This is a genomic window from Treponema vincentii (assembly GCF_018336815.1).
Lineage (GTDB): Bacteria > Spirochaetota > Spirochaetia > Treponematales > Treponemataceae > Treponema.
In genome coordinates, this window is sequence record NZ_CP050497.1 from 323,716 (window position 1) to 350,283 (window position 26,568).

General features: G+C 40.8%; 24 protein-coding genes and 1 pseudogene. 14 read left to right on the top strand and 11 right to left on the bottom strand.

Translation table 11 applies throughout. The features are described from left to right. Positions 1-133: 133 nt before the first annotated feature. The 5 genes from GWP40_RS01535 to GWP40_RS01555 form a co-directional block, all read right to left on the bottom strand. Complete coding sequence (locus tag GWP40_RS01535; RefSeq protein ID WP_212565765.1) at positions 134-1,009, bottom strand: SPL family radical SAM protein; 876 nt, start codon at positions 1,007-1,009, stop codon at positions 134-136. A gap of 104 nt (positions 1,010-1,113) precedes the next feature. Then, entirely contained in the window at positions 1,114-1,428 is a 315-nt protein-coding gene (locus tag GWP40_RS01540) for a type II toxin-antitoxin system RelE/ParE family toxin (RefSeq protein ID WP_212565766.1), read from the bottom strand. Further along, the gene (locus tag GWP40_RS13530; protein WP_230974528.1) at positions 1,418-1,555 is read right to left on the bottom strand and encodes a hypothetical protein; all 138 of its coding nucleotides are present in this window, start codon (positions 1,553-1,555) and stop codon (positions 1,418-1,420) included. The genes GWP40_RS01540 and GWP40_RS13530 overlap by 11 nt, the downstream gene beginning before the upstream one ends. Before the next feature lie 250 nt (positions 1,556-1,805). Further along, positions 1,806-2,318, bottom strand: coding sequence for a ClbS/DfsB family four-helix bundle protein (locus GWP40_RS01550; RefSeq protein ID WP_212565767.1), 513 nt, complete (start codon positions 2,316-2,318; stop codon positions 1,806-1,808). Then, positions 2,272-3,312, bottom strand: a complete 1,041-nt coding sequence (locus GWP40_RS01555) for a helix-turn-helix transcriptional regulator (protein ID WP_212565768.1) — start codon at positions 3,310-3,312, stop codon at positions 2,272-2,274. Before GWP40_RS01555 ends, GWP40_RS01550 begins: the two co-directional genes overlap by 47 nt. A gap of 188 nt (positions 3,313-3,500) precedes the next feature. Between GWP40_RS01555 and GWP40_RS01560 the strand changes: the two genes are divergently transcribed. The 4 genes from GWP40_RS01560 to GWP40_RS01575 all read left to right on the top strand — a co-directional run bounded on the left by GWP40_RS01560 (position 3,501) and on the right by GWP40_RS01575 (position 8,438). Continuing rightward, positions 3,501-4,115 (top strand): type IIL restriction-modification enzyme MmeI, encoded by a 615-nt coding sequence (locus tag GWP40_RS01560; RefSeq protein ID WP_212565769.1) that lies wholly within the window; start codon positions 3,501-3,503, stop codon positions 4,113-4,115. Beyond that, on the top strand, positions 4,096-6,261 hold the full coding sequence (locus GWP40_RS12525) for a DNA methyltransferase (RefSeq protein ID WP_230974529.1): 2,166 nt from the start codon (positions 4,096-4,098) through the stop codon (positions 6,259-6,261). The genes GWP40_RS01560 and GWP40_RS12525 overlap by 20 nt, the downstream gene beginning before the upstream one ends. A 71-nt stretch (positions 6,262-6,332) precedes the next feature. Continuing rightward, the gene (locus GWP40_RS01570) at positions 6,333-7,493 is read left to right on the top strand and encodes a protein kinase family protein (RefSeq protein WP_212565770.1); all 1,161 of its coding nucleotides are present in this window, start codon (positions 6,333-6,335) and stop codon (positions 7,491-7,493) included. A gap of 36 nt (positions 7,494-7,529) precedes the next feature. Further along, the gene (locus GWP40_RS01575; RefSeq protein WP_414162760.1) at positions 7,530-8,438 is read left to right on the top strand and encodes an RNA-directed DNA polymerase; all 909 of its coding nucleotides are present in this window, start codon (positions 7,530-7,532) and stop codon (positions 8,436-8,438) included. Between the two features lie 203 nt (positions 8,439-8,641). Here GWP40_RS01575 and GWP40_RS01580 read toward each other — a convergent pair whose 3' ends face one another. Continuing rightward, entirely contained in the window at positions 8,642-10,357 is a 1,716-nt protein-coding gene (locus GWP40_RS01580; protein ID WP_212565772.1) for an ABC transporter ATP-binding protein, read from the bottom strand. A 136-nt stretch (positions 10,358-10,493) separates the two neighbouring features. After that, the gene (locus GWP40_RS01585) at positions 10,494-10,928 is read right to left on the bottom strand and encodes a hypothetical protein (RefSeq protein ID WP_212565773.1); all 435 of its coding nucleotides are present in this window, start codon (positions 10,926-10,928) and stop codon (positions 10,494-10,496) included. A gap of 91 nt (positions 10,929-11,019) precedes the next feature. On the opposite strand from GWP40_RS01585, the gene GWP40_RS01590 reads away from it, so the two are divergent. The 4 genes from GWP40_RS01590 (at position 11,020) to GWP40_RS01605 (ending at position 13,941) form a co-directional block, all read left to right on the top strand. Then, positions 11,020-11,784, top strand: a complete 765-nt coding sequence (locus GWP40_RS01590; protein ID WP_212565774.1) for a BamJ family beta-barrel-assembly machinery protein — start codon at positions 11,020-11,022, stop codon at positions 11,782-11,784. A 424-nt stretch (positions 11,785-12,208) separates the two neighbouring features. After that, a complete protein-coding gene (gene pgsA, locus GWP40_RS01595; protein ID WP_212565775.1) occupies positions 12,209-12,805 on the top strand; it encodes a CDP-diacylglycerol--glycerol-3-phosphate 3-phosphatidyltransferase in 597 nt (198 codons plus the stop codon). 171 nt (positions 12,806-12,976) lie between these two features. Next, the gene (locus GWP40_RS01600; RefSeq protein ID WP_212565776.1) at positions 12,977-13,540 is read left to right on the top strand and encodes a YbhB/YbcL family Raf kinase inhibitor-like protein; all 564 of its coding nucleotides are present in this window, start codon (positions 12,977-12,979) and stop codon (positions 13,538-13,540) included. Between the two features lie 140 nt (positions 13,541-13,680). Then, entirely contained in the window at positions 13,681-13,941 is a 261-nt protein-coding gene (locus tag GWP40_RS01605; protein WP_212565777.1) for a radical SAM protein, read from the top strand. A gap of 105 nt (positions 13,942-14,046) precedes the next feature. Here the strand turns inward: GWP40_RS01605 and GWP40_RS01610 are convergent, their stop codons facing one another. The 4 genes and pseudogenes from GWP40_RS01610 to GWP40_RS01625 all read right to left on the bottom strand — a co-directional run. Continuing rightward, the gene (locus GWP40_RS01610; protein ID WP_212565778.1) at positions 14,047-15,252 is read right to left on the bottom strand and encodes a restriction endonuclease subunit S; all 1,206 of its coding nucleotides are present in this window, start codon (positions 15,250-15,252) and stop codon (positions 14,047-14,049) included. 46 nt (positions 15,253-15,298) lie between these two features. Further along, positions 15,299-16,129, bottom strand: coding sequence for a restriction endonuclease subunit S (locus tag GWP40_RS01615; RefSeq protein WP_212565779.1), 831 nt, complete (start codon positions 16,127-16,129; stop codon positions 15,299-15,301). Positions 16,130-16,272: 143 nt separating this feature from the next. Next, on the bottom strand, positions 16,273-18,258 hold the full coding sequence (locus tag GWP40_RS01620; RefSeq protein WP_212565780.1) for a type I restriction-modification system subunit M: 1,986 nt from the start codon (positions 18,256-18,258) through the stop codon (positions 16,273-16,275). Positions 18,259-18,543: 285 nt separating this feature from the next. Beyond that, positions 18,544-18,918, bottom strand: a pseudogene (locus GWP40_RS01625) (nucleoside phosphorylase); the annotation flags it as partial. Between the two features lie 377 nt (positions 18,919-19,295). On the opposite strand from GWP40_RS01625, the gene GWP40_RS01630 reads away from it, so the two are divergent. The 6 genes from GWP40_RS01630 (at position 19,296) to pbp4b (ending at position 26,565) form a co-directional block, all read left to right on the top strand. Continuing rightward, a complete protein-coding gene (locus GWP40_RS01630) occupies positions 19,296-20,198 on the top strand; it encodes a LysM peptidoglycan-binding domain-containing M23 family metallopeptidase (protein ID WP_212565781.1) in 903 nt (300 codons plus the stop codon). A 42-nt stretch (positions 20,199-20,240) separates the two neighbouring features. Beyond that, on the top strand, positions 20,241-21,704 hold the full coding sequence (locus GWP40_RS01635; RefSeq protein WP_212565782.1) for a D-alanyl-D-alanine carboxypeptidase family protein: 1,464 nt from the start codon (positions 20,241-20,243) through the stop codon (positions 21,702-21,704). Positions 21,705-21,795: 91 nt separating this feature from the next. After that, positions 21,796-23,166, top strand: a complete 1,371-nt coding sequence (gene miaB, locus GWP40_RS01640; protein WP_212565783.1) for a tRNA (N6-isopentenyl adenosine(37)-C2)-methylthiotransferase MiaB — start codon at positions 21,796-21,798, stop codon at positions 23,164-23,166. A 21-nt stretch (positions 23,167-23,187) separates the two neighbouring features. Further along, complete coding sequence (locus GWP40_RS01645; RefSeq protein ID WP_212565784.1) at positions 23,188-23,517, top strand: hypothetical protein; 330 nt, start codon at positions 23,188-23,190, stop codon at positions 23,515-23,517. Then, a complete protein-coding gene (locus GWP40_RS01650) occupies positions 23,510-24,601 on the top strand; it encodes an SPOR domain-containing protein (protein WP_212565785.1) in 1,092 nt (363 codons plus the stop codon). The genes GWP40_RS01645 and GWP40_RS01650 overlap by 8 nt, the downstream gene beginning before the upstream one ends. A 32-nt stretch (positions 24,602-24,633) precedes the next feature. After that, positions 24,634-26,565, top strand: coding sequence for a penicillin binding protein PBP4B (pbp4b, locus tag GWP40_RS01655; protein WP_230974530.1), 1,932 nt, complete (start codon positions 24,634-24,636; stop codon positions 26,563-26,565). Positions 26,566-26,568: the final 3 nt, after the last annotated feature.

The following is a 26,568-nucleotide window of genomic DNA, read 5'->3' on the forward strand; positions in this document are numbered from 1 at the left end:
TCAGACTATGCGTTACAATCACAACTTTTTTTGCACAAAAAATATCCCGCGCTCGGTAACAGCGTGCGTTTCATTTTCATTCATAATCTGCTCCTAATTGATTTGATTCGTTTACATATTGGCTGCCATTATATCAAAATAATTCCAACTGCGCATTCGTCTTTCCGGTGATTGTATCAAAAGCGCTTAAATACGCAAATATGACATCAGGGTTGGTTTCTATGCCGTTTTCTTTACACCGCGCACGGAAGATATTCATAAGGCGTGTATTGTGCGGACTTATAACGGAATAGCGAGTACCGTAACGCTGGATATATTTTTCTTTTAAGCCCGGAAACGCTGCATCAAGTTTTTTATAAAAATATTCGCGGTTGCCGTCTCTGAGCGTTAAGCCCATGCCGAAACAGATGATGCCGCGTACTTTTGCCTCGATACAATAGTGCAAAATACCTTCGAGATTTTCCACCGTATCATTGATGAACGGAAGAATAGGCGTAAGCCACACAACGGTTGGAATACCTGCGTCGCGTAGCGTTTTAAGCGCGGCAAACCGTTCACTGGTAACGGCAACATTCGGCTCAAGTATTTTACACAAGCTATCGTTATAGGTGGTCAGCGTCATTTGTACAACGCATTTTGCTTTGGTGTTTACCGCCTGTAAAAGTTCGAGGTCGCGCAATATCAGCGGGGATTTTGTTATCACGGTAAAGCCGAAACCGTAGCGGAGGACGGTCTCTATCGCTTTCTGCGTCATACCGAGTTTTTCTTCCAGCGGCATATACGGGTCAGTCATAGAGCCGGTACCGATCATGCACTTATTGCGTTTTCGCTGCAAGGCATCTTCGAGCAGCTCTATTGCATTTTCTTTTATTTCTATATCTTCAAAGCTGTGGTTTATATGATAACACTCACTGCGCGAGTCGCAATAGATACACCCATGCGTGCAACCGCGGTATAAGTTCATCCCATTTTTAGCTGATAAAATTCCTTTTGCTTGTACAAAGTACATCTGTTATTCCTGAAAATCCGGCAGTGTTTGTGTCGGCAACTGCTAAAAACCGCAGTTGCTAGAAATGGCTGTTATCGTGTTCGGTATTTTTTCAAGGCTTTGTTTTACACCGATTTTGCATAATCTCTTTTTGCATAAAATATATGCAATATATGTACAATCTTTTCTTTATCATCAATCGAATACAAGGCTAGATAGTTTTTATAAAAGAGAAATCTATGATAGCCTTTCTTCTGCAATCTTATATCATTACAAAGAGGATACATATATGGCGAATCCTGTAAATTATTTTTCTGTTTTACAAAGTCCGCAAGCAAATTAGCGGCAGCTGTTACATTTGAAAGCTTTTCCGCAATATACCTGATAATCTCATCAAGATCAGTCTTTGCTTTATCGGTTACTCTGACTTTATAAACCATACTTGGATTTTAGTTCCGCAACTGCATCATCAACATCGGTAACACGCCCTTCTTGTACATCTTGTTCCGCTGCATTCAGATTATCATACAGACGATCGAAAAAAGAGTTTCTTTCAAACGTTTCCATGCTCATAATCACCATATCACCGTAACCGTTTTTTTGTTATAAAAATAGGTTCATTACTTTCATGACACAAGGCGGAAATATTTGCAGTATTCTTTAAATCACGTATCGGAACTATTTGCGGCATAACTATCCCCCTATGGCATGATAGTACCACAATAAAGCCGTATTGTCTATGAAAGATTATACACAGGCAATCCGGCAGTGTTTGTGTTGGAAACCTTTAAAATCCGGCAGTTTTTAGAGATGGCTGTTATCGTGTTCTATATTTTTTCAAGGCTTTTTTAATATCCTTAATTGCCCAATCATAGTGGCTGGAAGTTGCAGACACGCAGTAGCTGCCGAGCGTTGTCGTTCCCGTCCAATCGAAAGCACCTTTGGAAAAAAGCTCTTCGTTGGAAAATATTTCGATAAGCGCCATCACCTCTTTATGTGTTTTTTTGAGCATTGTTTCTGCATCGGTATATGATGTGTTTTGATGTTTTTCCCAAAATGCAACATTCATCTGGGGATAGGTTTTCCAATTATAGGGCGCCGGCAAAAAAGGGACAGGTTTCCCGTTTGTGTTTGACCGTATCCAATTCAGCAAAAGACAGTGCCACTCATAGAGGTGCGCCAAAACATCCCGCACGTTTTTATCGCGTTCGTTCGGAACAATATCGGCGCTCTTTTCTTCGTCGGACATTTCGCCGATTAACGTCCATAGCTTTGCGAATTGTTCATTTGCGGCTTGTATTAAATCGGCTTTGGTGGTAGGCCTTGGCATAGGTTATTGTGACTCCTTTAGGATAGTAAGATGCCCTATTGTACCATAGAAAGCTGACACGGTATGTCAGGTTTGAAAAAACATTTAAACTTTTTTTATGGTGCGCCGCTATTTTTTCAGCAAAATCGATTATTCCTTGTTTTAGAGTTTCCGGTTCAAGAATTTCTACCTCGGTACCGAGCGACAAAATAAATCCGTACAGCCAATGATCGATCGGAAGGCATACCGAAAGCGTGTACGAGCCGTCCATATTTTTTGTGATAAGATCGGGAGGAAATTCATCATAAAACCGATAAGCGATTCCGGCGGTGCATTTTAATTTTATGTTCGTAAGCGTCAGAGCATCGGAATACTCTGTACGGTCAGGTAGCTTGTTGAGCAATTCCATACGCTTAAATATTTTTACCGTCTGCATAACGGAAAGCATACGGTTTAACCGGAAAAGCCGATAAGCATTTTTGTCGGTACACAAACTTTCAACGTACCACGCCTTGGATTTAAACAAAAGGCGAAGCGGATAAATAGTACGCTCAGTTTTTTCTCCATAGGAACTGAGATATTCAATGCGGAGCGCACGGCATTCCAAGATGGCTTGTTTAACCGTATCGAAAATGGACGTGTCGTTTTTGTTGTCCCAGCGGGAATAATCAACCTTAACCCAATCGGCATGACGCTGAAAGACAGCAGACAACCGGTTTAAAATCGATTCGGTATGTATCTCGTCAACAGGCGATAAACATTGCAGGGCGAGCAGAATTTTATCTTGCTCTTCTTGTGTTACAATCGATTTATTGATGGTGTATGTTTCATCAATAAAAATTCCGCCGCCTGTTCCCTGCACCGTATACACCGGAATACCGGCACAGCTTAAAATATCAATATCACGATACACGGTACGAATCGATACAGCAAATTTTTTCGCAAGCTCCTGCGCCGTCGTTCGTTTTTTATTGAGGAGAATAAAGACGATTTCAAAAAGCCGTTCGGAACGCATAACGATAAAAGTATAGCATAAAAAGCAGACGGGTTCCTATAAAGGACATTTAATTATAGCAGTTACAGCGTTGATAATAGAGGTTAAAATCACCAATCTATAGTACCTTAGCACTGCTAAAAGCTTGCAGTTTTTTAGAGGTACCCTCTTGCTTGACAATCGGTATAGACATTGGACATACTGATTATATGGCATTATCATTAAACGAAATTAAGATACGAGCGCAGCAGTTTGTACTGAACTGGAAAGATAAAGCGGCAACTGCGCGGGAAGAAGCGGATGCGCAAACCTTTGAAAACGAGTTTTTTGCAATTTTCGGTGTGCCACGCAATAAAATTGCCGTGTTTGAGCACAAAGTTAAACTGTTAGACGGTTCAAATGGATATATCGATCTTTTTTGGAAGAGTTACATTCTCATCGAAATGAAGTCTCCCGGCAAAGGCCGAAAAAAAGCCTTTGAACAGGCAAAAGCCTACGCCAATGCGCTGCAGAATGCCGATATGCCGAAGGGCATTTTGATTTGCGATTTTGTTCATTTCGACTACTATCATTTAGAAAAAGATGCGGAGCTCACCTCTTTTACGATTGATGAACTGGCGGAGTATATTGAGCTGTTTCTCTTTCTTGCAGGTTATAAAGATGTTGAATATAAAAAGCAGGATGCGGTCAATATCGAAGCAGCGGAAAAGATGGGAGAATTGCACGACACCTTAAAAGAGATCGGCTATACCGGACATCAACTGGAGTTGTATTTGGTTCGTCTGTTATTTTGTTTGTTTGCTGATGACACCGGTATTTTTTGAGCATGATCATTTTATTAAATATATTTTGCAGCGGACGAATCTTGACGGCAGCGATTTAGCGATGCACATTCAAAAGATTTTTGAAGTGCTCAATACGCCGAAAGAAAAGCGGCTTAGAACACTTGATGAGCAGCTGGCGCGTTTTCCGTATATCAACGGCGGGCTTTTTAAGGAGCTGCTTCCCACTGCGGATTTTAATTGTGCAATGCGGGAAAAACTGATTGAATGCTGTGCGCTGGATTGGAGCGGTATTTCTCCGGCAATTTTCGGTGCGATGTTTCAGAGTGTGATGAAGCCGGAAGAACGGCACGCTTTGGGAGCGCACTATACCAGCGAAACAAATATCTTAAAACTCATTCATCCGCTCTTTTTAGATTCTCTGTGGACAGAATTTGATAAATACAAACAGTACACCTCCGAAGCCCGCGTAACAAACTTGAACGCGCTGCATGATAAAATTGCACATTTAACCTTTCTTGACCCAGCCTGCGGCTGCGGGAATTTTTTGGTTATTGCATACCGTGAGCTGCGTCTTTTGGAACTTGCGATTATTGAAGAATTGAAAAGCGCAGATCAGCAGCTGCTTGATGTCGGCGAATATATCAAGGTAAATGTTAATCAGTTTTACGGCATAGAGCTTGAAGAGTTTCCCGCTCAAATTGCACAAACGGCGCTGTGGCTGATGGATCATCAAATGAATAGACTGGTAGGCAGCCGCTTCGGTCAATACTTTGCGCGTATCCCGTTGGTTAATTCCGCGTCGATTGTACAGGGCAATGCGCTTGCGCTTGATTGGGAGACCATCGTACCAAAACATAACCTTTCGTATATTCTCGGCAATCCGCCGTTTTTAGGTGCGCGGGTGATGGAGAAAGAACAGTCTGCGGAGCTTGCAATGCTTTTTAGCGGGGTAAAGAATGCGGGGAATCTTGACTACGTTACGGGCTGGTATAAAAAGGCTGCGGAGTATATTCAAGGAACGCAGATTGAATGCGCCTTTGTTTCTACTAATTCTATTTGTCAGGGGCAGCAAGTACCGATTTTGTGGCCCAATCTTTTTGCGTGCGGGGTGCATATCAATTTTGCGCACCAGACTTTTAAGTGGTCGAATGAAGCGCGGGGAAATGCGGCAGTGTACTGCATTATTGTCGGCTTTTCTCTCCGGAGCCGAACGGAAAAACAACTCTTTTTATATGACGATATAAAAGGAGAGCCGAAAGCTCAAACAGTCAAGCGGATAAATGCTTATTTAGCTGATGCACAACATGTGTTTATTGATAGTAGAAGTTCGGTACTTGATACACAAACTAATCCGATGGTGTTTGGCAGTATGCCGAATGACGGCGGTAATCTCATTATAGAAGAAAATGAATACGCCTCCTTTTTACAACAAGAACCGGAAGCAGAACGGTATATCCGTCCGTTTTTGGGGGCGGAAGAGTTTATCAATAATAAAAAACGATATTGTCTCTGGCTTTTGAATGCGGAACCTCAGCACCTAAAAAAATGCCCGCTCATTGTAGCGCGAATACAAAAGGTGCGGGAACACCGTGAAGGCAGCAGCCGTGAGGCAACACGGAAACTTGCGCAAACACCGTCCCTCTTTGGAGAAATCCGTCAGCCGGAGTCGGGACATTATCTCCTCGTGCCGAGTACATCATCAGAACGCCGTAAATATATTCCGATTGGTTTTATGAATAGTTCTGATATTTCAAGCAATGCGAACTTACTCGTTCCCAATGCAACGCTATACGAGTTCGGGGTGCTTACCTCACAGATGCACATGGCGTGGATGCGTACCGTATGCGGGCGGCTCAAAAGCGATTACCGCTATTCTGCACAGATTGTGTATAACAACTTCCCGTGGCCGGATGTTTCGGAAGAACAAAAGGCAGCTATTATGCAAAAGGCGCAAGCGGTATTGGACGCGCGCTCGCAGTTTCCCGATAGCTCCCTTGCCGACTTATACGATCCCAATACGATGCCGCCGGTACTCACCAAAGCGCACGCCGCCCTTGATTCCGCTGTGGATAAGCTGTATCGTAAAACAGCCTTCCCCGACGATACCGCCCGTGTGGCTTTTTTGTTCGAGCTGTATGGGAAGAAGACGGAGGGGCTGTTGGCGGGGAAGAGGAAACGGATATAAAATTAAGGAGATTAGAATACTATGTCTGATATACAATATACTGAACAACTAAAACTTGAAAATCATCGGATATGGAAACAGTACAGGATCGGAAAAGGCCAAATGATATAGTTTCCTTTCTGCGCAAGAAAGATTTTTTATTTTTAGACTATCTTCGAAACGGCGGATTAGGAGAGACTGTTATACTACTTGATCAAGAAATGCAGATACTGTTTGTATGTAAGAAATATCAGCCCCATTCCAATCAGATTAAAGAAAAATATTATCAATATTTTAAAAATGAAATAAAATTAATGTTTCAACTCTATCATCCTAATATTGTACGAATATTTAATTACTATTTATATCCTGAACAAACCACAGGTTATATTTTGATGGAATATATTGATGGTGAGGATATCTACACCTATCTAAAAAAGAATCCTGAAAGAATAAACTCTGTTTTTGAACAAGTTATAGAGGCATTTGTATATTTAGAAAGTAACAATATATTACATAGAGATATACGCATAAACAACATATTGGTAAATTTCAATGGTCAGGTTAAAGTTATAGATTTTGGATTTGGGAAAACTATAAATTATGATAATGATTGTGAGAAAAGCATTAGCCTAAATTGGTGGTGTGATAAACCGTATGATTTTACACAGAATATATATAGTCATAAGACAGAAATCTATTTTGTAGGTAAATTATTTGAACAAATCGGTAAGTATCTATATCAAGAGAAGATTTTTTATGAATTTAGATATGAAAGTCTATTATCAGAAATGATACGACTTAACCCATCCGACAGAATACAAAGTTTTTCCGATATAAAAGAAAAAATCCTAAAAGATAATAATCAAAATATCGAATTTTTTACAGATGAAGAAAAAAAGATATATAAAAATTTTATTGATGCACTGGTTACTTCTATTGCAATGATTGATAAAGATGCTTCATATACCACAGATATTGATATAATTATACAGAAGATTCAAAATATATATACCATAAATCAACTTGAAAATGAAGTACAAAATATATCCGATGTTATCCGTACATTTATTTCCGGTAGATTTCGTTATTATCCCCAACAACACTATGACTGCTATCTTTTAAAGAATTTTATAAACCTATTAAAGAACTCAAACAATGGAAGAAAAAATATTATATTACTCAACATACATAACAGATTAAACCAGATAGAACATAACTCTATCGATTTTTTTGATCCCGTTCCTTTTTAGAGTGAAATAATTCACTAGCGGCGAAAACATCTCCGTATATATGGTCAAACAAATGGCATTCCGCAAGGTTCTGGTTTGATGGATTTTATTGCTGAAATGGTACTGGGTTATATTGACACATTATTATCCGATCGAATTAAAGCAAATAATATAACCGATTATCATATATTACGTTACCGTGATGATTATAAGATATTTGTTAACAATCCTCATACAGGAGAACACATCTTAAAAATAATAACCGAGGTTCTTGCTGAATTTGGAATGAAGCCAAATACATTAAAAACAAATACATACGACAATATAATTTTACATGCAATCAAAAAAGACAAACTCGCATGGCTTATAAAGAAACAATCCAATAAAGATTTACAGAAGCATTTGCTGCTAATATACAAACATGCATTAGAATATCCCCATGCAGGCAGTTTAATAACCCCTCTACAAGATTGCTATTTCCGAATAAAGAAAGGCAAGCGTTTGCAAAATCATTCTAAGTCATTAATAGCTATCATCGTTGATATAGCCTATCGCAATCCTCGAACGTATGCAATATGTGCAGCAATGTTAAGCATAATATTAGCTCAACTGTCGAACAAAGACGAACAAAAAGGAATTATTACCAAAATAAAGAATAAATTTAGCTTAATTCCAAATACAAGCAACATGCTTATATGGCTACAGCGGATAAGCTTATTTTTTAAATTTGATATCGACTATGATGATGCTTTATGCCGTTTGATTGATCATGCCTTCAAAGAGATGGATAATAATTCTTTATCGGATACTGATATAAATCAAATCTGGAATATGGATTGGGTAAGTTCTCAGGAATTAAAAAACATATTGAAAGCAAATAGCATTATCAATAAAACAGAATTCAAAAAACTCTCAAGAGAAATCTTGTTAAAAGAAATAGAAGCTTCATTGATAAGAAACTATTAGATAAAATTATTAACAAATCGGTTGCTTAGTATTTCTTCAGCTTTTCAATCTCTTTAAAAAGTTTATGCACATTACAAAATGACGCAGATTTATCTTCATCATTCTTATTTCTTTCTTCCAATTTCAAAACCGTTGTATTACTTTGTCACGTAAGATGAGTATGCTGTAGAATCATTCCGTCTTCAGATAGAGCAGATCAACATCTAGCTCATGTTGTTTTGTGCGTTATAGAGGGCGGCATAGACACCGCCTTTTGCCAGTAGCTCTGCATGCGTTCCTTGCTCGCAAATGCCTTCATCATCAACTACTACAATACGGTCTGCATTGCGGATTGTTGAGAGGCGATGGGCAATAATCAGTGTTGTACGACCCCGTGCGAGTTCTTCAAATGATTTTTGAATTTTTATTTCCGTTGCGGTATCAAGAGCCGAAGTTGCTTCATCAAGTATTAAAATCGGGGGATTTTTTAAAAAGGTTCGTGCAATCGCAACCCGCTGTTTTTGCCCGCCGGAAAGCCGTACCCCCCGCTCTCCGACAAGCGTATTATACCCGTCCGGCATCTGCATAATATCTTCATGAATTTCAGCCCGTTTTGCTGCATGTATTATATCCTGTTCAGAAGCGTCATTGTTTCCGTATGCAATATTTTCCTTAATGGTACCGGCAAATAAGAAAACATCCTGTTGAACAATACCGATTTGCCGCCGTAAACTGTGCACGGTAATATCCTGTATATTCCGCCCATCGAGGGTAATGGTTCCTGCGGACGGTTCATAAAAACGGGGCAGTAAATTACATAAACTGGTTTTTCCTCCGCCGGACGGTCCTACAAAAGCAATGGTTTGCCCTGCCTGTATATCCATGTTGATATTTTTTAATACCGTAACCCCATCTTGATACGAAAACGAAACATTATGATAGCAGATGTTTCCATGAGCTAAAGTAATTTCTACCGCATTATCATGATCGCTAATACTATCATCTGTTTCCATGAGTTCTTTAAAGCGTTTAAAACCTGCCATACCGTTTGCGTATAGTTCAATAAAAGCAGTAAGGCGGCGGATAGGCTGTAAAAATGCACCGGCAAAAAGTGTTGCAGTAATAAGGTCGGTAAGCGTCATCGTCTTCTGCATAATAAAAAAACCGCCCGCGGCAATAATCACTAAATGTAACATTGAAATAAGAAACTCTAAACGGCTAAAGAAAAATGCCATATTCCAATAAAAACGTTTTTTTGCCGTATAAAATGCCTGATTGTTTTTTTCAAAACGATCTTGTTCATAGCTTTCATTTGTAAATATTTGTGTTACCCGTATTCCCGAAAGAGCGGATTCAATAGCGGTATTTATTGCAGCAGTTTCTTCCTTTACACGGCGGGACGCTTTCATAATATGTACACGGCAGCGGACAGTATGAAAAAATGCGATGGGTATAAAGAGCGTCAAAAGCAGTGCGAGTTCCCATCTGATAGAAGCCATAAGTGCCAGCGAGCCGGTCAGCGTTAATACTGAAATAAAGAGGTCTTCCGGTCCGTGATGCGATAACTCGGTAATTTCGAACAAATCTGTTGTAATGCGGGACATCAGCTGTCCGGTTCTATTGGTATCAAAAAAATGAAACGACTGTTTTTCTATATGGCGAAAAAGATTCCGCCGCATATCCGCTTCAACTTTAACGCCGAAAAGATGCCCGAAATACGTTACAAAATACTGAGCAGCACTGCGGATAAGATATAATCCTATCATTATTACAATAAATGCATAAAAGGCTGCATAGTCAGCCTTGGGTAAAAAATGTTGGATGCTGTATCTGCTTGCCATGGGGAAGATAATATCTACCGCTGCAATAAAAGCTGCACAGCACAGATCGGCAGTAAAGAGTTTCCAATGAGGTTTAAAATATGAAAAGAATAAACGCATACGGCGTATTCTAACAAGTGTTTGAAAAAATGTATAGAAAGTGCATTGCTATGAAAGATTATATCCGGACAATCCGGCAGTGCTTGTTTTATTAAAATATGGTTTCCATTCATCCGGGGATTGGTTTTCCAACTTGTTACCAAATCAATCTAAGCGCTGCAATTATTCCTATTATAATTATAACAACAGCGACGGCTAATTTTCGGCGTGTGCGGTATTCTTGTTCGGTTTTTGATCTCCGTTTCAGGAAGAATCGGTCAAATAGGACGATTGCTGCTATTCCAAGGATAATTAAGATGATAAAACCTATAAGACCATAGCCGGTTTTATCGGAATATCCTATAAAGATATCTGAGCCTGCGCCATCGCCGATAAATATATCTTGCTTTAGCTTTAGAAGAATTGCAATAAAAGATATAATAAGGAAAAATAAGAAGATAAGTGCGGCAAAAAAATATTGCCGATGCAGCGGGTCTTTTTTCGTTTTCATAGTAAAAAAGTTTTTTACGGTAATTGAGCCGAGAATCGTAACGAGAACAGCATATATAATACAAACAATAAGTATCCGCATTTTTTCTCCATTTCTATCATAAAACATTGACTTTTTTAGTCATTGTTAGTATCGTCATAAAATCTAATTTTATTATTTATGGATGTGAAAAATGAACAAAAAGATTCTATCGATTATTGCTGCGGCACTTCTTGTGTTTTCTTTTACGGTAAGCTGTAAAAAACAACCGGCCGCCGAAACTGCTGCTCCGGCGGAAGGCGCTAACACCGAGACAACAAAAACAGAGGAAGAAAAAGAACTTCCCCCTCCGACGAAAAAAGAGGTCGGCTATGCGTTCGGCGTTATGATGGGAACATCGCTTAAAGACTTTAAACTGGATGTCGATTACGGTGAATTGGTAAAAGGTTTAAAGGATGTCGAAAAAAACAAAGATATAGATATTACTGCTGCACAGAAGGTATTACAGCGGGCAAGCGAAGCTGCTTATAAGAAAGAAGCTGCAGAAAATTTGGCAAAAGAAACAGAATTTCTTGAAAAAAATGGAAAAAAAGATGGTGTAAAGACAACCGAAAGCGGTTTGCAATATGAAGTTATAACCGAAGGAACCGGTTCTGTTCCGCTCGTTACCGATACGGTAAAAGTGCATTACAAAGGGACGTTACTTGACGGCACCGTCTTTGACAGCTCTTACGACCGAGGAAATCCCGTTGAATTTCCGTTAAATGCCGTTATTCCCGGCTGGACGGAAGGCTTGCAGCTGATGAAAGTCGGTTCAAAATACAAGCTTTATATCCCCTCTAAGATTGCTTATGGAGAACGCGGCGTTTCACAGGTTATTCCTCCTAACTCAACATTGATTTTTGAAGTTGAGTTATTGGGCATCCTCCCGCCCGAAGCGGAAAAACCTGCAGAATAAGCGATTTAACATCACAAATCGGAGACACGAGACTGTCGAAAAAGCAACCAACTTTTGAGACATCCCCGGATGCCCGACCGTAATTTCTGAAAAAGCCGTCTAAAGTCTTCATCGGATTTTAGTCGGCTTTTTTATTTGTGCGGATGGTTTACACACCGGCGTTCCGGAAATATTTTAAACGGTAGCCTTCGTTCTGTGCGAAATTTTAAATAAAATTCCGCACGGTTTTTCAGTAGGATAGGCAAATACATCAGGCAGAGTAGATAAAAATCGCAGAATTATAGAGGTTGTGAGACCATTTGAGCCGCACAGCGGCGAAACTCTGGTTGAACGGCCTCTATAATTCTGCGGGGCTGTTAAAAAATGGGCTGATGTATTTGTCCTAGGGTTTGACAAACTCGTACCGATAAGAGATACTCAAACTATGAATATCGCAAATTTTTTTACCGCGACAAGAATGGTTGCGGCTCCTCTTTTTGTCTGCATTTATTATCTTCCCAATTATATAGGTATATCGCAACAAACGGTTCTGCTTATTCTTATACCGCTGTTTATTTATATGGAATTTACTGATTTTTTAGACGGCTATTATGCCCGTAAGTTGAAGCAGGTGAGCGATTTCGGAAAGCTGTTCGACCCTTTTGCGGATGTGTTTGCAAATCTGACCGTACTGTTGGCATTTATGCTGTCCGGTTATGTGCCGCTGCCTGTTTTTATCATTATTTTATACCGTGAGTTAAATATTTTATTTTTACGGATGCTTGCACGAGGGAATGGTATTACCATCGGTGCGAAAAAAGGTGGCAAGACTAAAACGGTATGCTATATTCTTGCCGAAGGTTTTACGCTGCTTATTGAACTGCTGATTGTATTTTCGCTTGCGGAAAAATCCGTTACCGATACGATGATTATTATCAACAAAGGTATTTACTGGGTCGCTGCCTTATTGTCGGTTTGCTCGTTTATCGATTACCTTGTTTCATATAGAAAGAGTATCCGTGCCTTGCAGAAGGAGAAATAAAGAATATAAGAAAGCGTTGGCGGGATACTTTCCTAACTTTTTCGGAACTAAACTCCCTAGTTTTTGCCTAACACTGATCAATGTGTAAGACTATTAAAACAGCCTGATGTGTGTCCCCGAAGCAACCATCAGGCATATTGACTTAAAATGGCTTTGTTATAAAATATCGGTATGAAACATATCTATACAAAAATGCTGCCGTTTATGGCGGCGCTGATTGTTATTTCCTGTGGAAGCTGCTCAAGTAAAGACGAAATCAAGCCGCTTACTGAAGGAGGTTCTATGAAGTTGACAAGCACGGCTTTTGCCGACGGCGAAAAAATGTCCCGAGAATTTGCAAAACTCGGAGCGAATCACATTCCTCCGCTCGAAATCGACGGTGTACCGGAGGGTACAAAGAGCCTTGCGATTATCGTGCACGATCCGGATGCGCCGCTTCCCGGCGGATTTTATCATTGGACGCTGTGGAACATTCCGCCGCAAACAACGTCGATCGGAGAAGGTAATGTACCATCGGATGCCGTCGAAGGCGAAACAAGCTGGGGTACGAGCGGCTACAACGGACCTCAACCGCCGTTCGGGACGCACCGCTATATTTTTTACCTCTATGCGCTCGATATGAATCTGACTCTTCCGGCGGGCAGCAGCGTAAAAGAGCTTAAGGCCGCGATTAAAGGGCACGCAATCGAAGCTGCTTCACTTACGGGTATGTTCGGTGCTAAAGATAACCCCTGACCAAAGCAGGCCGCACTATCTTACCGCACCATTCAAAAAAGTTACCGCAGACATTATGCAATCATTCTCAAATATCGAATCAGTGTCATTTAATCTGGCTTGAAAATCTCAATTTACGCGGCAGCTATAAACCGGTGATCATGGACTACATAGGAACGAACTACCCTCATTTGCTGCCGCTCTATCAAAGTATATATGTTGACGGAGACCGCAGTTATTGGGAACTGCTTGATGCGAAACTACAAGCCTTTACCGCGGACATCGGACATGACTATGTAACAAATGATGATAGTATGAACCGTCCCTTTGATGCGCCGCCTGTTGTTGTCAATTATTTCTATCATGAGCAAATTAAAAAATCGGCGTGGAGAAAGCGCCTTGCAATCGGCTCTACTGTTTGAATAGCAGAATTGCGGTACTGTAACCGGGTATCGGTTGCAGTCAATTCGTGGAATTTTACACCTGCATCATGTCCAGCGTCAGCGGTAATAGCAGAATACGCTTCTTTATCCAATCGCCGCTTCTACCGACTTAACAGCCTTTTCTAAAACAGACTTGCTTTCATTCCGTAAAGTCTCGCTTTCAATTAGCAGCTTGCTTATTTGCTCCTGTTTTTCTTTTGCGATAATCGGAATTATTATATTTTCTATTTCGCTCTTTTTCCAATGATTAATAATTGAACCGCCTGCGTCCTTTTCCGCTTGCATTTTTACCGCTACGGAATTTAGCACCAATGCCAGATAATCAGGTAGCACTCTCTTATCTTTAACATCAAGGTGTAGTATGGCAGATGATGTAATAATATCTTCGCTTTTATTCATCTTGTAGGCTATGCCGACAGTCCCGTCTTTGGATAAAAGTATCGTATCTTTTTTTGGTTTGATGCAATCTTTAAATTCGTTTTCCGACAGATAAATATTCGTATCAGTTAAACCGAATTTCGTTAAATCCTGTACTCTTATAAATGGTGTTCCTTTTGTCTGATAGCTTTCGCTTCCCGGCTCAATCGACTTTTTGATTGTAACAAGATTAGATAACTTATCACAGTTGTTATCCGACAGTTTTTCAAACAACCTGTCATATTTTTCTTGATAGTATTCACTATCCAATCTCCCTGTAACGGCGAATGTATCTTTAAGATTTTTGACAGTATAATTTACAGATTTTTGATTATCAAACAAGCCGATTTCTTCATAAAGTCTGAAGATTGCAAGATTAATATAATAGTTCGCTTGCTCATTATAGTAGACAATTAGCGTTCTGTTCTGTTCTGTTCTGTTCTGTTCTGTTCTGTTCTGTTCTAAGAAATTGTGTGCCGTTTGTTCATCTTTGTCAATAGCTATTTCAACACTTTTTGTAGAAATTTCAAGCAATTCTTTTGCCTTTTTTGAATACTCCATACTCTGCTTGATATATCCGGCTATTTCGTCTTGGACGCTCGTTTTAATACAAGGTATTTGTATTTTTAGTATATCCTTCGGAGAAATATTTGCTTGTACTCCTCCTGTTTGTATTCTCTCCAATTGATTTTTACCTATCATACTATTGATAATAAGAGAAAATACAACAGGATTGATATTTTTTGATTTTATTTTCATAATCCGTTGATTAACAACAGCTTTTATGTCATCTTGTACTATACAACTATTTCCAATCGTTCCTGACATAGAAACTAAAATATCATTTTTTTGTACTACATTTTCCGCGCTCAAACCAATATCGTTTTTTGGTATTAAACTTGCACTTGAAATATCAAGTTTAAAATTGTTTATATTTGATATTTTTATAAGCGCTATTCCATCTTTTTTCTACATAACTATCACTTGAATATGGATAACCTGTTGTATAGCTATCTACAAAATTTGTAAATTCAGAACAACCATATTTAGTAATTTTATTTAATATTTCATCATACTTAGGCTGGTAATACTCGCTATCCAATCTTCCTGTTCTTAAAAAGCTTTCTTTCAAAGTTTTGATAGATACTTTTTTATTCGACGGATTAAAATTTTCAAGTCCCAGTTCGGAAATGAGAAGATTTTCGGCTGAATAGTACAAGCCTTTGGATTTCTTTTCTTTGTTACTCGCACTAATTAAAAATTCTTTGAGCCTATTCTGCAATTTCATACTCAATATTGGAATTTGCATTTCTTTTACTTCTTCAGGGTTTACATTAGTTTGGTTTATTGATTGTCTTGCTCTTCGTTTTATATCCAATACTCCATATTTGCAATTTAAAAAAATATTTAAATACTCTGGTAAAATTATATTATCATTTGTATTAAATCTAACCAGATAAGAAGCAAAAACATAATCTCTATCATCTAATTCATTTTTATAATAAATTCCAGTTCTTCCAACCCATTCAAAAGAATTTGTTCTATTAAATAAAACATCACCGTCTTTCAATATAAACTTTTTAGCCTCTTTAAGAGCTACATCAGCATATTTATCCACTTCTAAATCACAAAGTAAATTATGAATCTCATTCATTCTATAAATAGGATATCCAATTCCTTCTTCATTCATTGCAATTGAAATTCCATATTGAGATTTTGTTAATATATCACCAATTTTTTTGTAGTCCAAGTGCTGATTATAATAAATTTTTGTAGTCCAAAATTGACTATCTACTCTGCAATCTTTATTTTTTTCAACTTCATTTAGTGAGATTTCTCGTACTTCAAGCCCGTTTAATAATCTTTCGTATTTTTCCTTATCAAACGGGCTATTTAAAAAAAACTTAAATGCTCTTTTTTTGCAAATTCTGCAAAGGCTTCGGCTATGCCGTCTTCAGTCATTCCATCGTGGTTATATAAATCGTGCTTGACGATTAAGTGTCCGTGCGTATCAAGGATTGGCAATCCGTCTTTATCTTTGACAAAGATTTTATCGCCTGAGTTATCCTTGCTTGGTTCCTGCATGGTAGCAAAAAAGATCGGGTAATCTTCTTTTTTAGGGCAAAGTTTATCGTCCCATTTTTGAACGAAGAGAACCGATGTTTTCGTTCCCGTATGAGGTTTAAAAACATTTCCGTGTAAGCCGACAACAGCAAGTATTCTGCAACGCTCCGTTATAAAATCTCTAATGTATTTATCAGATGAATTGTTAAATCTGCCTTGCGGAAGCACAATTGCCATTCTTCCACCCGGTTTTAAGAAATTAAGGTTTCTTTCTATGAAAAGAATATCCCTGCCGACTTTTGATTGATATTTTCCATTTGCATTTTTACCGAGTTCGTATTTAGCGATAATTCTTGACTCTTTAATATCACCCGCAAAAGGCGGATTAGCCATTAGAATATCAAACTCAAAAGAATAGTTGCTGTTTTTAGTTGTTCTTAGTTTTTTAAACTTTTTCCATCCCTCATTATACGTATCTGTCCAATCTTCAGTCTTAGTCGTATCCTCCCAGCGCTCATAATCAAGGGTATTAAGATGGAGCACATTTGTCTGTCCGTCTCCTGCAATTAAATTAAGTGTTCTTGCTACCCGCACAGCTTTTTCATCAAAGTCAATTGCAAACACGTTATCATTAACATAATCGGTACATTCAGCAGGCTTTTCTTGACTGGTGAACAAATGACTTTGCTCTATTCCCTTTTCTTTTAGTATTTGTTTCCACACATAAAATATTGTGTGAACAGGAAATCCACAGGAGCCGCTCGCAGGATCTATCATTGTTTCATCTGCCTTTGGATTGAGCATTTTAACGCACATATCTATTACATATCTTGGAGTAAAGTATTGCCCTTTTTCTCCCTTAGAAGATTTGCTCATCAAATATTCAAAAGCGTCGTCGACAACATCGAGATTGGAATTAAAAAGCTTTACATCTTGAAGAGAAGATACACATACGGACAAATGAGAGGGACTAAGTAAAATTTTAGCGTCTTGTGAAAATACACCGTCCCACTTATTCTTTGCCTTGTCAAACAGCTTTTGTATCTTGTCTTTCAGTTCCGTTTCCGTATCTCCGTAATTTCTAAATTCAAGATGGCGTACCTGATTTCTTCCGCTTTCCATTTCATCATAAAGCTTTGTAAAAATCAGTTTGAAAACTTCTTCAAATACATCGACACCTGCGTTAGCAAGCACCTCGTCTTCCATTTCCAAAATAAGGTCTTTTAGGCTCTTCTTTTCTGTAAGCAACTTATCTTTTGAGATAAGGTCATCTATCGTCCAACGCTCACTTAAAATATCTGACAGTTTCTCATTAAAGGTCGGGATATTCGGTAAATCTTCAAAAAAATTAGGATCTTTCCTGTGATAAAAAGAAATCTGTCCGCCGTTTGTCCATACGCCAATAGGAGCTCCTGTTGCATTGCAGTAGCTCTTTAACTGTTCCTTTCCGTCCTTCAGCTTTGGTTTTTTAAGTTCAACAATAATGTAAGGGCTTGTTGTTGCAAGTTTATCAAAGATAACGATATCCGCTCTTTTCTTCTCCCTCCCAAAAGAAACACTGTATTCGAGTTCCATTTTTTCTTTTGGATAGTTGTATTCATTGATAAGTTTATTGATATAAAGCTGACGGACAAGTTCCTCATCAGTAAGCTTAATATCTTTATCTCTTATCTGGCATTTTACATAATAGACATCATTTCCTTTTTTATCCGTTTTAGTAGTGATTAAGTTTTCTACACTATCTATCTCTGTTTGATTAAACTGCTCAATTTTATAATTGGAATCCGCTACGATTTTTGAAATTATACTGCTCATACCGTGTTTCTATTCTCCTTTTCCGGCATATTCATTGCTTTTTTAATTTGGTGTTATACGTTCTCATTTAAATAGTCCAATGCGGTACAACGACTTTGTTTATATCATAATTACTGAACGCTATCAATATTTCTCTATTTGTGCGGGTTTAATACCCCGACGCAGTTTGTGAGTATTGCTTAATGGTGCGCACTGTGTGTTCGCATAAGGCAACGCAGCCGGTTATTACTTGCAGTCAAATTGAGCATTGCTGAAACTTGAGGCGATTATCAATGAGGCTTTATATGGTACGCGCTGCCCGTAAAAAGAATCTTTGCAGTGTACAATCCCCGTATGATACGGCTGTTTTAGATGTTTTGCAGACCGTACAAGCGCATTGATAATATCCAAATCTGCAATCGCCGGAAATTCAATAGGCGCATATTCTCTGCTGGTTCCTTCTGCACGAATTGCCCCTGTCGCGATAACAAGATCGCCTCCTTTTACTGCGGTATCCATGCCGCCGCAGGTACCCACACGGATAAAGGTATCGGAGCCGCATCGCACCAGTTCTTCTATTGCAATCGATGCGGATGGACCACCGATCCCTGTCGAAGTAACACTCACCTTTGCTCCGTCTAACATACCAGTGTAGGTAATATATTCACGGTTGTCTGAAACTGCTGTGCAGCTTTTACAACAGGCTGCCCCTCTCATTAACCGCAATGTTTTGAACTTTAAACCTGTTCTTGTTGACACGTTCTTTCATCTGTATAAAAATGAATTTAGATTGCTTGCTTCTTAATACGGGGATACCATCTCTCTTCATATCCCATACAAAAGCAAAAGTTCCCTTGATTTTTTTCCCAATGCGTGCTATAATGATAAAATAAATCTAAGTGATTAGGTCATCTCTAAAAACTCGGTTAGATTTTTAGAGATGACCGACGAGTTTTTGTTTAAGTCTTTATATTGTAATAATTTAAACAAAAACATCGCAAATTAAATCTAAGGAAAACATCTAAAAACGAAAGTTTTTAGATGTTCCCATTATTACAATGAAAGTAACACGTGTTTTTATTTTTGGTATTATATGTTTCGCTTCAGTATTCCTCGTTTTATGGTCGTCCGATAGCGGCAAAAATGACGCTTTCGACCATGGTGTGGGCGGCGGCACCTCTCTACCTGCTGAACTACCGGAAGAGCATGAGGCGTCTTCCGCTCCTCAGTCCTTGTATTATCGGGCATATTCGGTTAAACAAGGTGATATAGTCGGTACCATCGCTGCCGAATACGGGGTAAGTCAAGATGCAATTATCAGCCTTAATAAACTCAAAAATACGCGGACATTGCAAATCGGACAGATATTAAAGATTCCGTCGATAGATGGTATTTCCTATACGGTAAAAAAAGGCGATACGCCCGAAGCTATTGCCGACAAATATAAAATTTCCTTGGAAAAACTCGCAACGGTAAATACACTCACCGATAATACGATAGAAACGGCCTCTGTTATCTTTTTACCTGATGCAAAACTCGATTGGGCTACCTTGCAGGAAATCAACGGAGACCTTTTCCGAAGACCGCTGCATAGCAGTTATTATATCACTTCCCGTTACGGCTGGCGTGATAATCCGTTCCTGAACGGTCAACGGAGTTTCCATAACGGTATGGATATGGCCGCTCCCAAGGGTACTTCCGTTTATGCGGCATTGAACGGACAAGTTATTGCAACCGGATACAGCACGGTATATGGAAATTATGTGATGATCCGCCATCATTCAGGATATCAAACTTTATACGGACACCTTAATACAATTCTTACTTCGAAAGGCAGTTTTGTTTCCGTGTCTTCAAAGATTGGTACGGTTGGGAATACCGGAATGAGTACGGGGCCGCACCTTCATTTTACCGTTTATCGAAACGGAGCAACGCTTAACCCCGCCGGTTTATTAAATTAGCGTTACGCTGTTGAAAGATTGCAACTTCAATAATAATTGTACATGACTAATACAAAATCCCATAGAATCGGTTTTTATATCCTTATAGCCGTTGCCGTAGCGGCCGGTTGGATTGTCGCTTCGGGCATTGCGTTGTATGTTCGCAGCACGCAATTACTGACTATCCTGCCGGAGGAACAAGCGCGACAGGACGCGGCTTTCGGCGCAGATATAACCGCTGCTCGCGATTCCCTCGGAAACGAAGCTCGCAGATATTTTCACACTCCTCCTTTATTACACCTTGCGCCTTGTACGCAGGGTATCCCGCAGCCGGCTGCAATAAGCGCTCGTTCCGCTGCTGTGATGGACGCCTCAAGCGGAGCGCTGTTATTCGAAAAAAATCCCGATCAAAGTATTCCTCCTGCCTCATTAACAAAATTGGTTGCGATGTACACGGTGATGCAGGCTGTTGAGCGGGGAGAGATCAGCCTGACCGACACTATCACGCCGCCTGCAGAATCGTGGGCGGTAAATATTCCGCCGGGGTCATCGCTGATGTTTTTAGAAAAAAATCAGCGAGTAACCGTTGAAGAGTTGATGAGGGGTATGGCGGTCGTTTCCGGTAATGACGCTGCGGTGGCACTTGCAATTCATACGGCAGGTTCCGTGGAGACCTTTGTTCGGCAGATGAATGAAGCTGTCGTGGCGCTCGGCTTGCAAAATACGCACTTTGAGGATGCAAACGGTTTGAGCGAATATAACCGCACAACCGCCCGCGATTTTGCCCGTTTTTGTGCAGTGTATGTGCGGAAATACCCCGACCACCTTGCGCAGTTTCACTCGCTGCGGGAATTCAGCTATCCGCAGTCGCATAATATGCTGAAACCGCAAACAATTATCCGCCAGCCGGCGACGAATACGCTGTTGGCTAAACTGGACGGCTGCGATGGCATTAAGACGGGGTTCATTTATGAGTCCGGTTTTAATATTGCGCTTACCGCACAGCGGAACGGTATCCGATTCATTGCAGTTATTTTAGGCGGCGCCGGTAAAAGTATGGCGGAGGGAAAGGCTCTACGGGAAGAGAACGGCACAATATTGATGGAATGGGCGTTTTCTCACTTTTCCACAAGATATGCACAGAACTTTCCATTGGATATTCCGGCTATTCCCGTTGTCGGGGCAAAAGAACAGGCGAATAGAGCGGCGCTGCTGCCACTGTTGGACGATCCGAGCGGAAATGGTGGAGCTTTTACCGTTCCTCTTTCCGATGCGAAGTCAGGTGAAACCGTACTGAATACCGCTGAAATTCATTCGCGTATACTCGTGCCCGGTGCGCTTGCCGCTCCCATTGCCGCAGGAGAAAAAATCGGAAAGGTGCAATTCTTTACGGAAGATGAGGGGAAACCGCTGGTACTTGCCGAATTTCCGCTTATTGCAAACAAAACCCTTGAAAAAGGGAGCGTCCTCCGTTGGAAATATGATAATCTTGCATTAAAATTGCATCGCTTTTTAAATCGTCGGTAAGGTGGAAAACTTTTTATATTAGGCATCGCTAAAAAACTCAGTGTTTAGAGCTGCCTTGTTTATTTTATAGAAACTTTTAGGAATACATATTTTGAAATACTTTATTGAAACGTATGGATGTCAAATGAACTTTGCCGAGTCTGCGGCATTGGAACAGCTTTTGCGGGAACGCGGCTGGGAGACTGCCGAATATATACAGCAGTGCAATTTGCTCATTGTTAATACCTGCTCGGTGCGGATAACTGCCGAAACCCGCGTGTTCGGGAGGCTTGGTCTTTTTTCTGCGATGAAAAAAAAGCGGAATTTTACGATCGTCTTGATGGGCTGTATGGCGCAGCGGTTACATGATCAGATAAAGGACAAATTCCCACTGCTTGATTATGTCGTCGGGATGTTTGAACGGGATCGGTTTACGGCCATCTTCGATGCGGTTGAAAGGGAACTACTGTGGGAAGACACGGAAGAAGGTCTCGCTGAGCTTACGGCGCTTAGCCCGCAGTCCGGGAATGAACAGCGCTATCATTTTTCCAAATGTTCGTATACCGAAGGGTCTTTTCAAAGCTTTGTGCCGATTATGAACGGCTGTAATAATTTTTGTACATACTGCATTGTGCCCTATATCCGCGGTAGGGAAATTTCCCGTCCGGTTGAAAATATTTTGGATGAGCTAAGATTTTTAAGCGGAAAAAATGTACGGGAAATTACGCTGTTGGGTCAGAATGTTAATTCGTATCACGGAGTTGATCCTGCCACGGGAGCAGCTGTGAGTTTTCCGTCCTTGCTTCGTGCGGTTTCAGCGACCTGTGCCGAACAGGACGTTATTAAATGGATACGCTTTATTTCAAGTCATCCGAAAGATTTATCGGATGAACTGATTGAGGTAATGGCGGACGATCCGCGGATATGCAAATCGCTGCATTTGCCGGTACAAAACGGCTCCAACGAAATTCTTGCGCGGATGAACCGCTGCTATACCGTTGAGCAATATCTCACCATCGTTGAAAAGCTTCGTAAGCGGATACCGGATATCGTGCTGACAACGGATATTTTAATCGGCTTTCCGGGAGAAACGCAGGCAGAGTTTGAAAAAACGCTTGAGCTGATGCGGACGGTACGGTTTGATTCGGCTTTTATGTATCATTATAACCCGCGTGAAGGGACGAGAGCGTATAATCTCCCCGATAGGATTCCCGATGTCGAGCGGATTAACCGGCTGCAGCAAGTTATCGATTTACAGCAACGTATTACCGATCTTAAAATGCAGCAACGGGTTGGTTCAACCGTTATGATGCTGATTGAATCACAGTCAAGAAACAATCCTGACGAATTGTTCGGACATACCGAACAGGGGGAGATGGCTGTCCTTGCGGAAAAGTGCGATCCGGAACATATTGGACATTTTATGAAAGTTCAATTACAATCCGTAAAAGGGAAAACGTTTAGAGCTGTCCCTGTCGTGTAAGGAATTTCATGGGAGGATATAATGCCGGGAAAGTTATTGTATTTTATTATTGTGATGCTGATGATTGCTCTGTTTATGGGGTTTAATCTGTCAAACCGTTGCGATATTTCCGTCATTTTTTATGTATTCAAAGATGTACCGATTTTTTTAAGTATGCTGTTTGCATTTTTATTCGGGAATATCGCGGTCTTGCCCTTTCTTATCAGCAGTCGTCATAAAATGAAGAAGGCTGAAAAGCAAGCAGCGTTATACCACGATGTGGAAAAAGTTGAATTAAAGCCTGAAAAACACCATTGGTTCGGGAAAAAGAAGCATTCCGAAGAAAACGGAACGGTAAAGCAGGATGTGTAGCTGCTGTTCCGGATTTAGAAATATATATTTTTCTTTTATTATTATCGCCGGTGCGATAATAATAAATGCCGGAGGCAGTGTCTTTGCAGAGCCGGCTCTACAGCCTGCCGTACAGACTTTGGCCCAAAAAGCTTTTGCACAAAAGACAGACGCGGCGGTTAGGCAGTTTTTCGAAAAGAATTTGACAACGCTCCCTAATGCACAAGCAAAAGTTCAAGCGTTGACGCTGTTGGCAGACTATGAACAGCATAACGGGAATTATTCCAATGCGGCGGACTGTTACCGGCAGGCAGCGGAATTCGATACTACCGATAAAAAGACTGCGCTTTTATTGGATGCGATTCGTGCGTTGCTCTGCGGCGGAAGCATGGATTCTGCCCGCAGCCTGTTAAGTGAAATTGCTGCCGCGCTACCGGTGAGCGATGAAGATCCTTATTACCGGAGAGCTGCCGTGTATGACACGTGGAGACTGCTCGCCGAAGACCGGGCTGACCGGGCTATCCCCCTCATTACCGCCTATACCAAGAAAAAGTCTTTTTCGGAATATCATCCTGCATTGCTGTTTACACTCTGGTGGGTCAACGATGATGAGGACGCAAAACAGCGTCTGCTCAAAGAGTACCCTTCCGGTATGGAAGCGGCGGCGGTGAATGGAACCGTTACCGTGCAGCCGTCAACTTTTTGGTACTTAATGCCGAGGAGCGGACTTGCCCAACAGACGGCAACCGGCGGTTCAGCCGCTAAAACAAGCACATCCTCTAAAGCAGCAGCGGTTTCCGTACAATCGTCTAAATCAAACAGTGCTTCACCGCAATCGACAGCAATACAACCTGCAAAGATCGGTACCGGACACGAAGCACAAGCTAAACCCGCCTACTATCAACTCGGGTTTTATAAAACAAAGAAATATGCGGAAGCGCTTGCCGCTGATTTGCAAAAAAAACATTTTACTCCCATTATAAAAGAAGAAACACGTCCCAGCGGTACTGTTTATTTTGCCGTACTTGTTAAAGAGAACGCTGCCGGAGATATGGGGCTTCGCTTAAAAGATGCCGGATATGAAGCTTTCCCGATTTTTCCCTAGATTTTTCCTTTGGCCGTTTGTTATTTCGGCCTTTGTTTCGTATTTTTTCGTTGAGCCTTTTGGGATGCGCTTCTACCTCTGCCCATAAACACGACAGCTTATTGCCTACCGATACTGCCGGAATGATTGACGCAGTATTTTCTGCCGATGCACAAATGCAAGCGGAACAGACGTTTCCGATTCCGATGAAGGAATACGATGCTTCTATTTTACCGAATAACTATCTTGCCTTTACTGCGTATAAAGGACAGGCTCGTATTTATTTTTGGGCACAGGGGCTTGCTTCTTTTGATTTGTACATTAATAACCGAAAGATTCCGACAAAATCTCTTTGTACGGATAAACCGATGTGCTTTGATGCATCGCCGTATATCAAAAACGGCAGAAATATGCTTTATATTGCGGCGCTTATTCCTGCTAAAAGCGGAACGGCAAAAAAGCAGGTACAACCTTCATTACAGGTAAAAATCCCCTATCCTGTTATTTTGCCGCTTTCAAATTCACAAAAAGGATTAAAGAAACAACGGAAAGGTCTGCCGTATTTGGAAGCAACGCTCGAAATAGTTGATCAACTGCTGACTGCAGAAACGGAAGCGGGGTTTCCCGGCGCTCAGCTTGTCATTATTAAAGACGGTACTATGATTAAAAACAGCGCTTATGGCGTTATAAGCAGGGTTGACAGTGTCGGCAATTTGCTTCATGAGGGCGTTCCGGTAACGGAAAAAACCTTATTCGATCTTGCCAGCAATACCAAGATGTATGCAGCCAATTTTGCCATTCAAAAGCTGATTTCCGAGCGGCAGCTTGCGCTAACCGATACTGTCCGGCACTTTTTTCCGCAATTTGTTGATGCTAAGAAAAGTAAAATAAAAGGCAAGGCCGATATTACGGTCTTTGATCTTCTTACCCACCAATCGGGATTTCCCGCCGGAAGACCGTATTCGCAAAAAATTGAGAAGCTTAAAAATGTTTCAAAAAAAAGCTACCGTGAGCATACCTTTGACTTGATTATGGAAACTCCGCTCGTGTATCTGCCGCGGACTTCAATGATCTATTCCGATATCAATTATATGCTGCTCACCTATATTATCGAAAAGATAACGGGGATGGGACTTGCGGAATATGTTGCCGATAATTTTTACCGCCCGCTTGGGTTGGATAGAATTTGTTTTACACCGCTCCGGCAGGGTTTCACACTCGATGAGATTGCCGCCACGGAAATCAAAGCCAAGCCGCGTAGTCAAGCCGCTGCTGATGGTGTACAACCAACGGAATTGATACACGGGACTGTTCACGATTCGGAAGCGTATACGGCAATGGAAGAGATTAGCGGACATGCCGGTTTATTCGCAAATGCGGAAAGTATTGCAGTGCTTGCTCAAGTAATGCTGAATAACGGCGGGTATGGTGTTAAGCGGCTTTTCGATCCTGCAGTCGCCGGGTATTTTACGGCACAGCAATCCCTTGTTTCAAGTATCGGGCTTGGCTGGCGGAGACAGGGTATGCAAGAATATACTTGGGCATTTTCTCCCTTTGCCTCTGCCGGAACCTTCGGGCATACCGGCTGGACGGGAACACTTACCGTTATCGACCCCGCCGAACATCTTATCATTATTTTATTAACCAATGCAAAAAATACCGTTCCGGCGCACAACACGCGCAACAGCCGATTCGAGGGCGATTACTATTTGGCAAAGCGGTATGGGGCGATAACCGCGCTTATTTACGAGGCATTCCGCCGGCCGACGCAAACGCAGCTGGATAGTATGCTCATCGAACTTGCCGAAAAAAAATATGAAATGCTGCAACAAATTTCCGCTTTTGATAATCAAGGCTATATCAATGATCTTGCGGCAATTATGAAAATCGTTAAACAGTATGCTAAGAAATCTGCGCGTTTGCGTAAATTTCTCAAAACTAAAACTGCTGCACAGATTCTTAAAGTTGTTGACGGCCGGTTATAGAAA

Coding starts and splice junctions, on each gene's coding strand:
- GWP40_RS01535 (WP_212565765.1), bottom strand. CDS start 1,009: ATGTACTTTGTACAAGCAAAAGGAATTTTATCAGCTAAAAATGGGATG.
- GWP40_RS01540 (WP_212565766.1), bottom strand. CDS start 1,428: ATGGTTTATAAAGTCAGAGTAACCGATAAAGCAAAGACTGATCTTGAT.
- GWP40_RS13530 (WP_230974528.1), bottom strand. CDS start 1,555: ATGGAAACGTTTGAAAGAAACTCTTTTTTCGATCGTCTGTATGATAAT.
- GWP40_RS01550 (WP_212565767.1), bottom strand. CDS start 2,318: ATGCCAAGGCCTACCACCAAAGCCGATTTAATACAAGCCGCAAATGAA.
- GWP40_RS01555 (WP_212565768.1), bottom strand. CDS start 3,312: ATGCGTTCCGAACGGCTTTTTGAAATCGTCTTTATTCTCCTCAATAAA.
- GWP40_RS01560 (WP_212565769.1), top strand. CDS start 3,501: ATGGCATTATCATTAAACGAAATTAAGATACGAGCGCAGCAGTTTGTA.
- GWP40_RS12525 (WP_230974529.1), top strand. CDS start 4,096: ATGACACCGGTATTTTTTGAGCATGATCATTTTATTAAATATATTTTG.
- GWP40_RS01570 (WP_212565770.1), top strand. CDS start 6,333: ATGGAAACAGTACAGGATCGGAAAAGGCCAAATGATATAGTTTCCTTT.
- GWP40_RS01580 (WP_212565772.1), bottom strand. CDS start 10,357: ATGCGTTTATTCTTTTCATATTTTAAACCTCATTGGAAACTCTTTACT.
- GWP40_RS01585 (WP_212565773.1), bottom strand. CDS start 10,928: ATGCGGATACTTATTGTTTGTATTATATATGCTGTTCTCGTTACGATT.
- GWP40_RS01590 (WP_212565774.1), top strand. CDS start 11,020: ATGAACAAAAAGATTCTATCGATTATTGCTGCGGCACTTCTTGTGTTT.
- pgsA (WP_212565775.1), top strand. CDS start 12,209: ATGAATATCGCAAATTTTTTTACCGCGACAAGAATGGTTGCGGCTCCT.
- GWP40_RS01600 (WP_212565776.1), top strand. CDS start 12,977: ATGAAACATATCTATACAAAAATGCTGCCGTTTATGGCGGCGCTGATT.
- GWP40_RS01605 (WP_212565777.1), top strand. CDS start 13,681: ATGGACTACATAGGAACGAACTACCCTCATTTGCTGCCGCTCTATCAA.
- GWP40_RS01620 (WP_212565780.1), bottom strand. CDS start 18,258: ATGAGCAGTATAATTTCAAAAATCGTAGCGGATTCCAATTATAAAATT.
- GWP40_RS01630 (WP_212565781.1), top strand. CDS start 19,296: ATGAAAGTAACACGTGTTTTTATTTTTGGTATTATATGTTTCGCTTCA.
- GWP40_RS01635 (WP_212565782.1), top strand. CDS start 20,241: ATGACTAATACAAAATCCCATAGAATCGGTTTTTATATCCTTATAGCC.
- GWP40_RS01645 (WP_212565784.1), top strand. CDS start 23,188: ATGCCGGGAAAGTTATTGTATTTTATTATTGTGATGCTGATGATTGCT.
- GWP40_RS01650 (WP_212565785.1), top strand. CDS start 23,510: ATGTGTAGCTGCTGTTCCGGATTTAGAAATATATATTTTTCTTTTATT.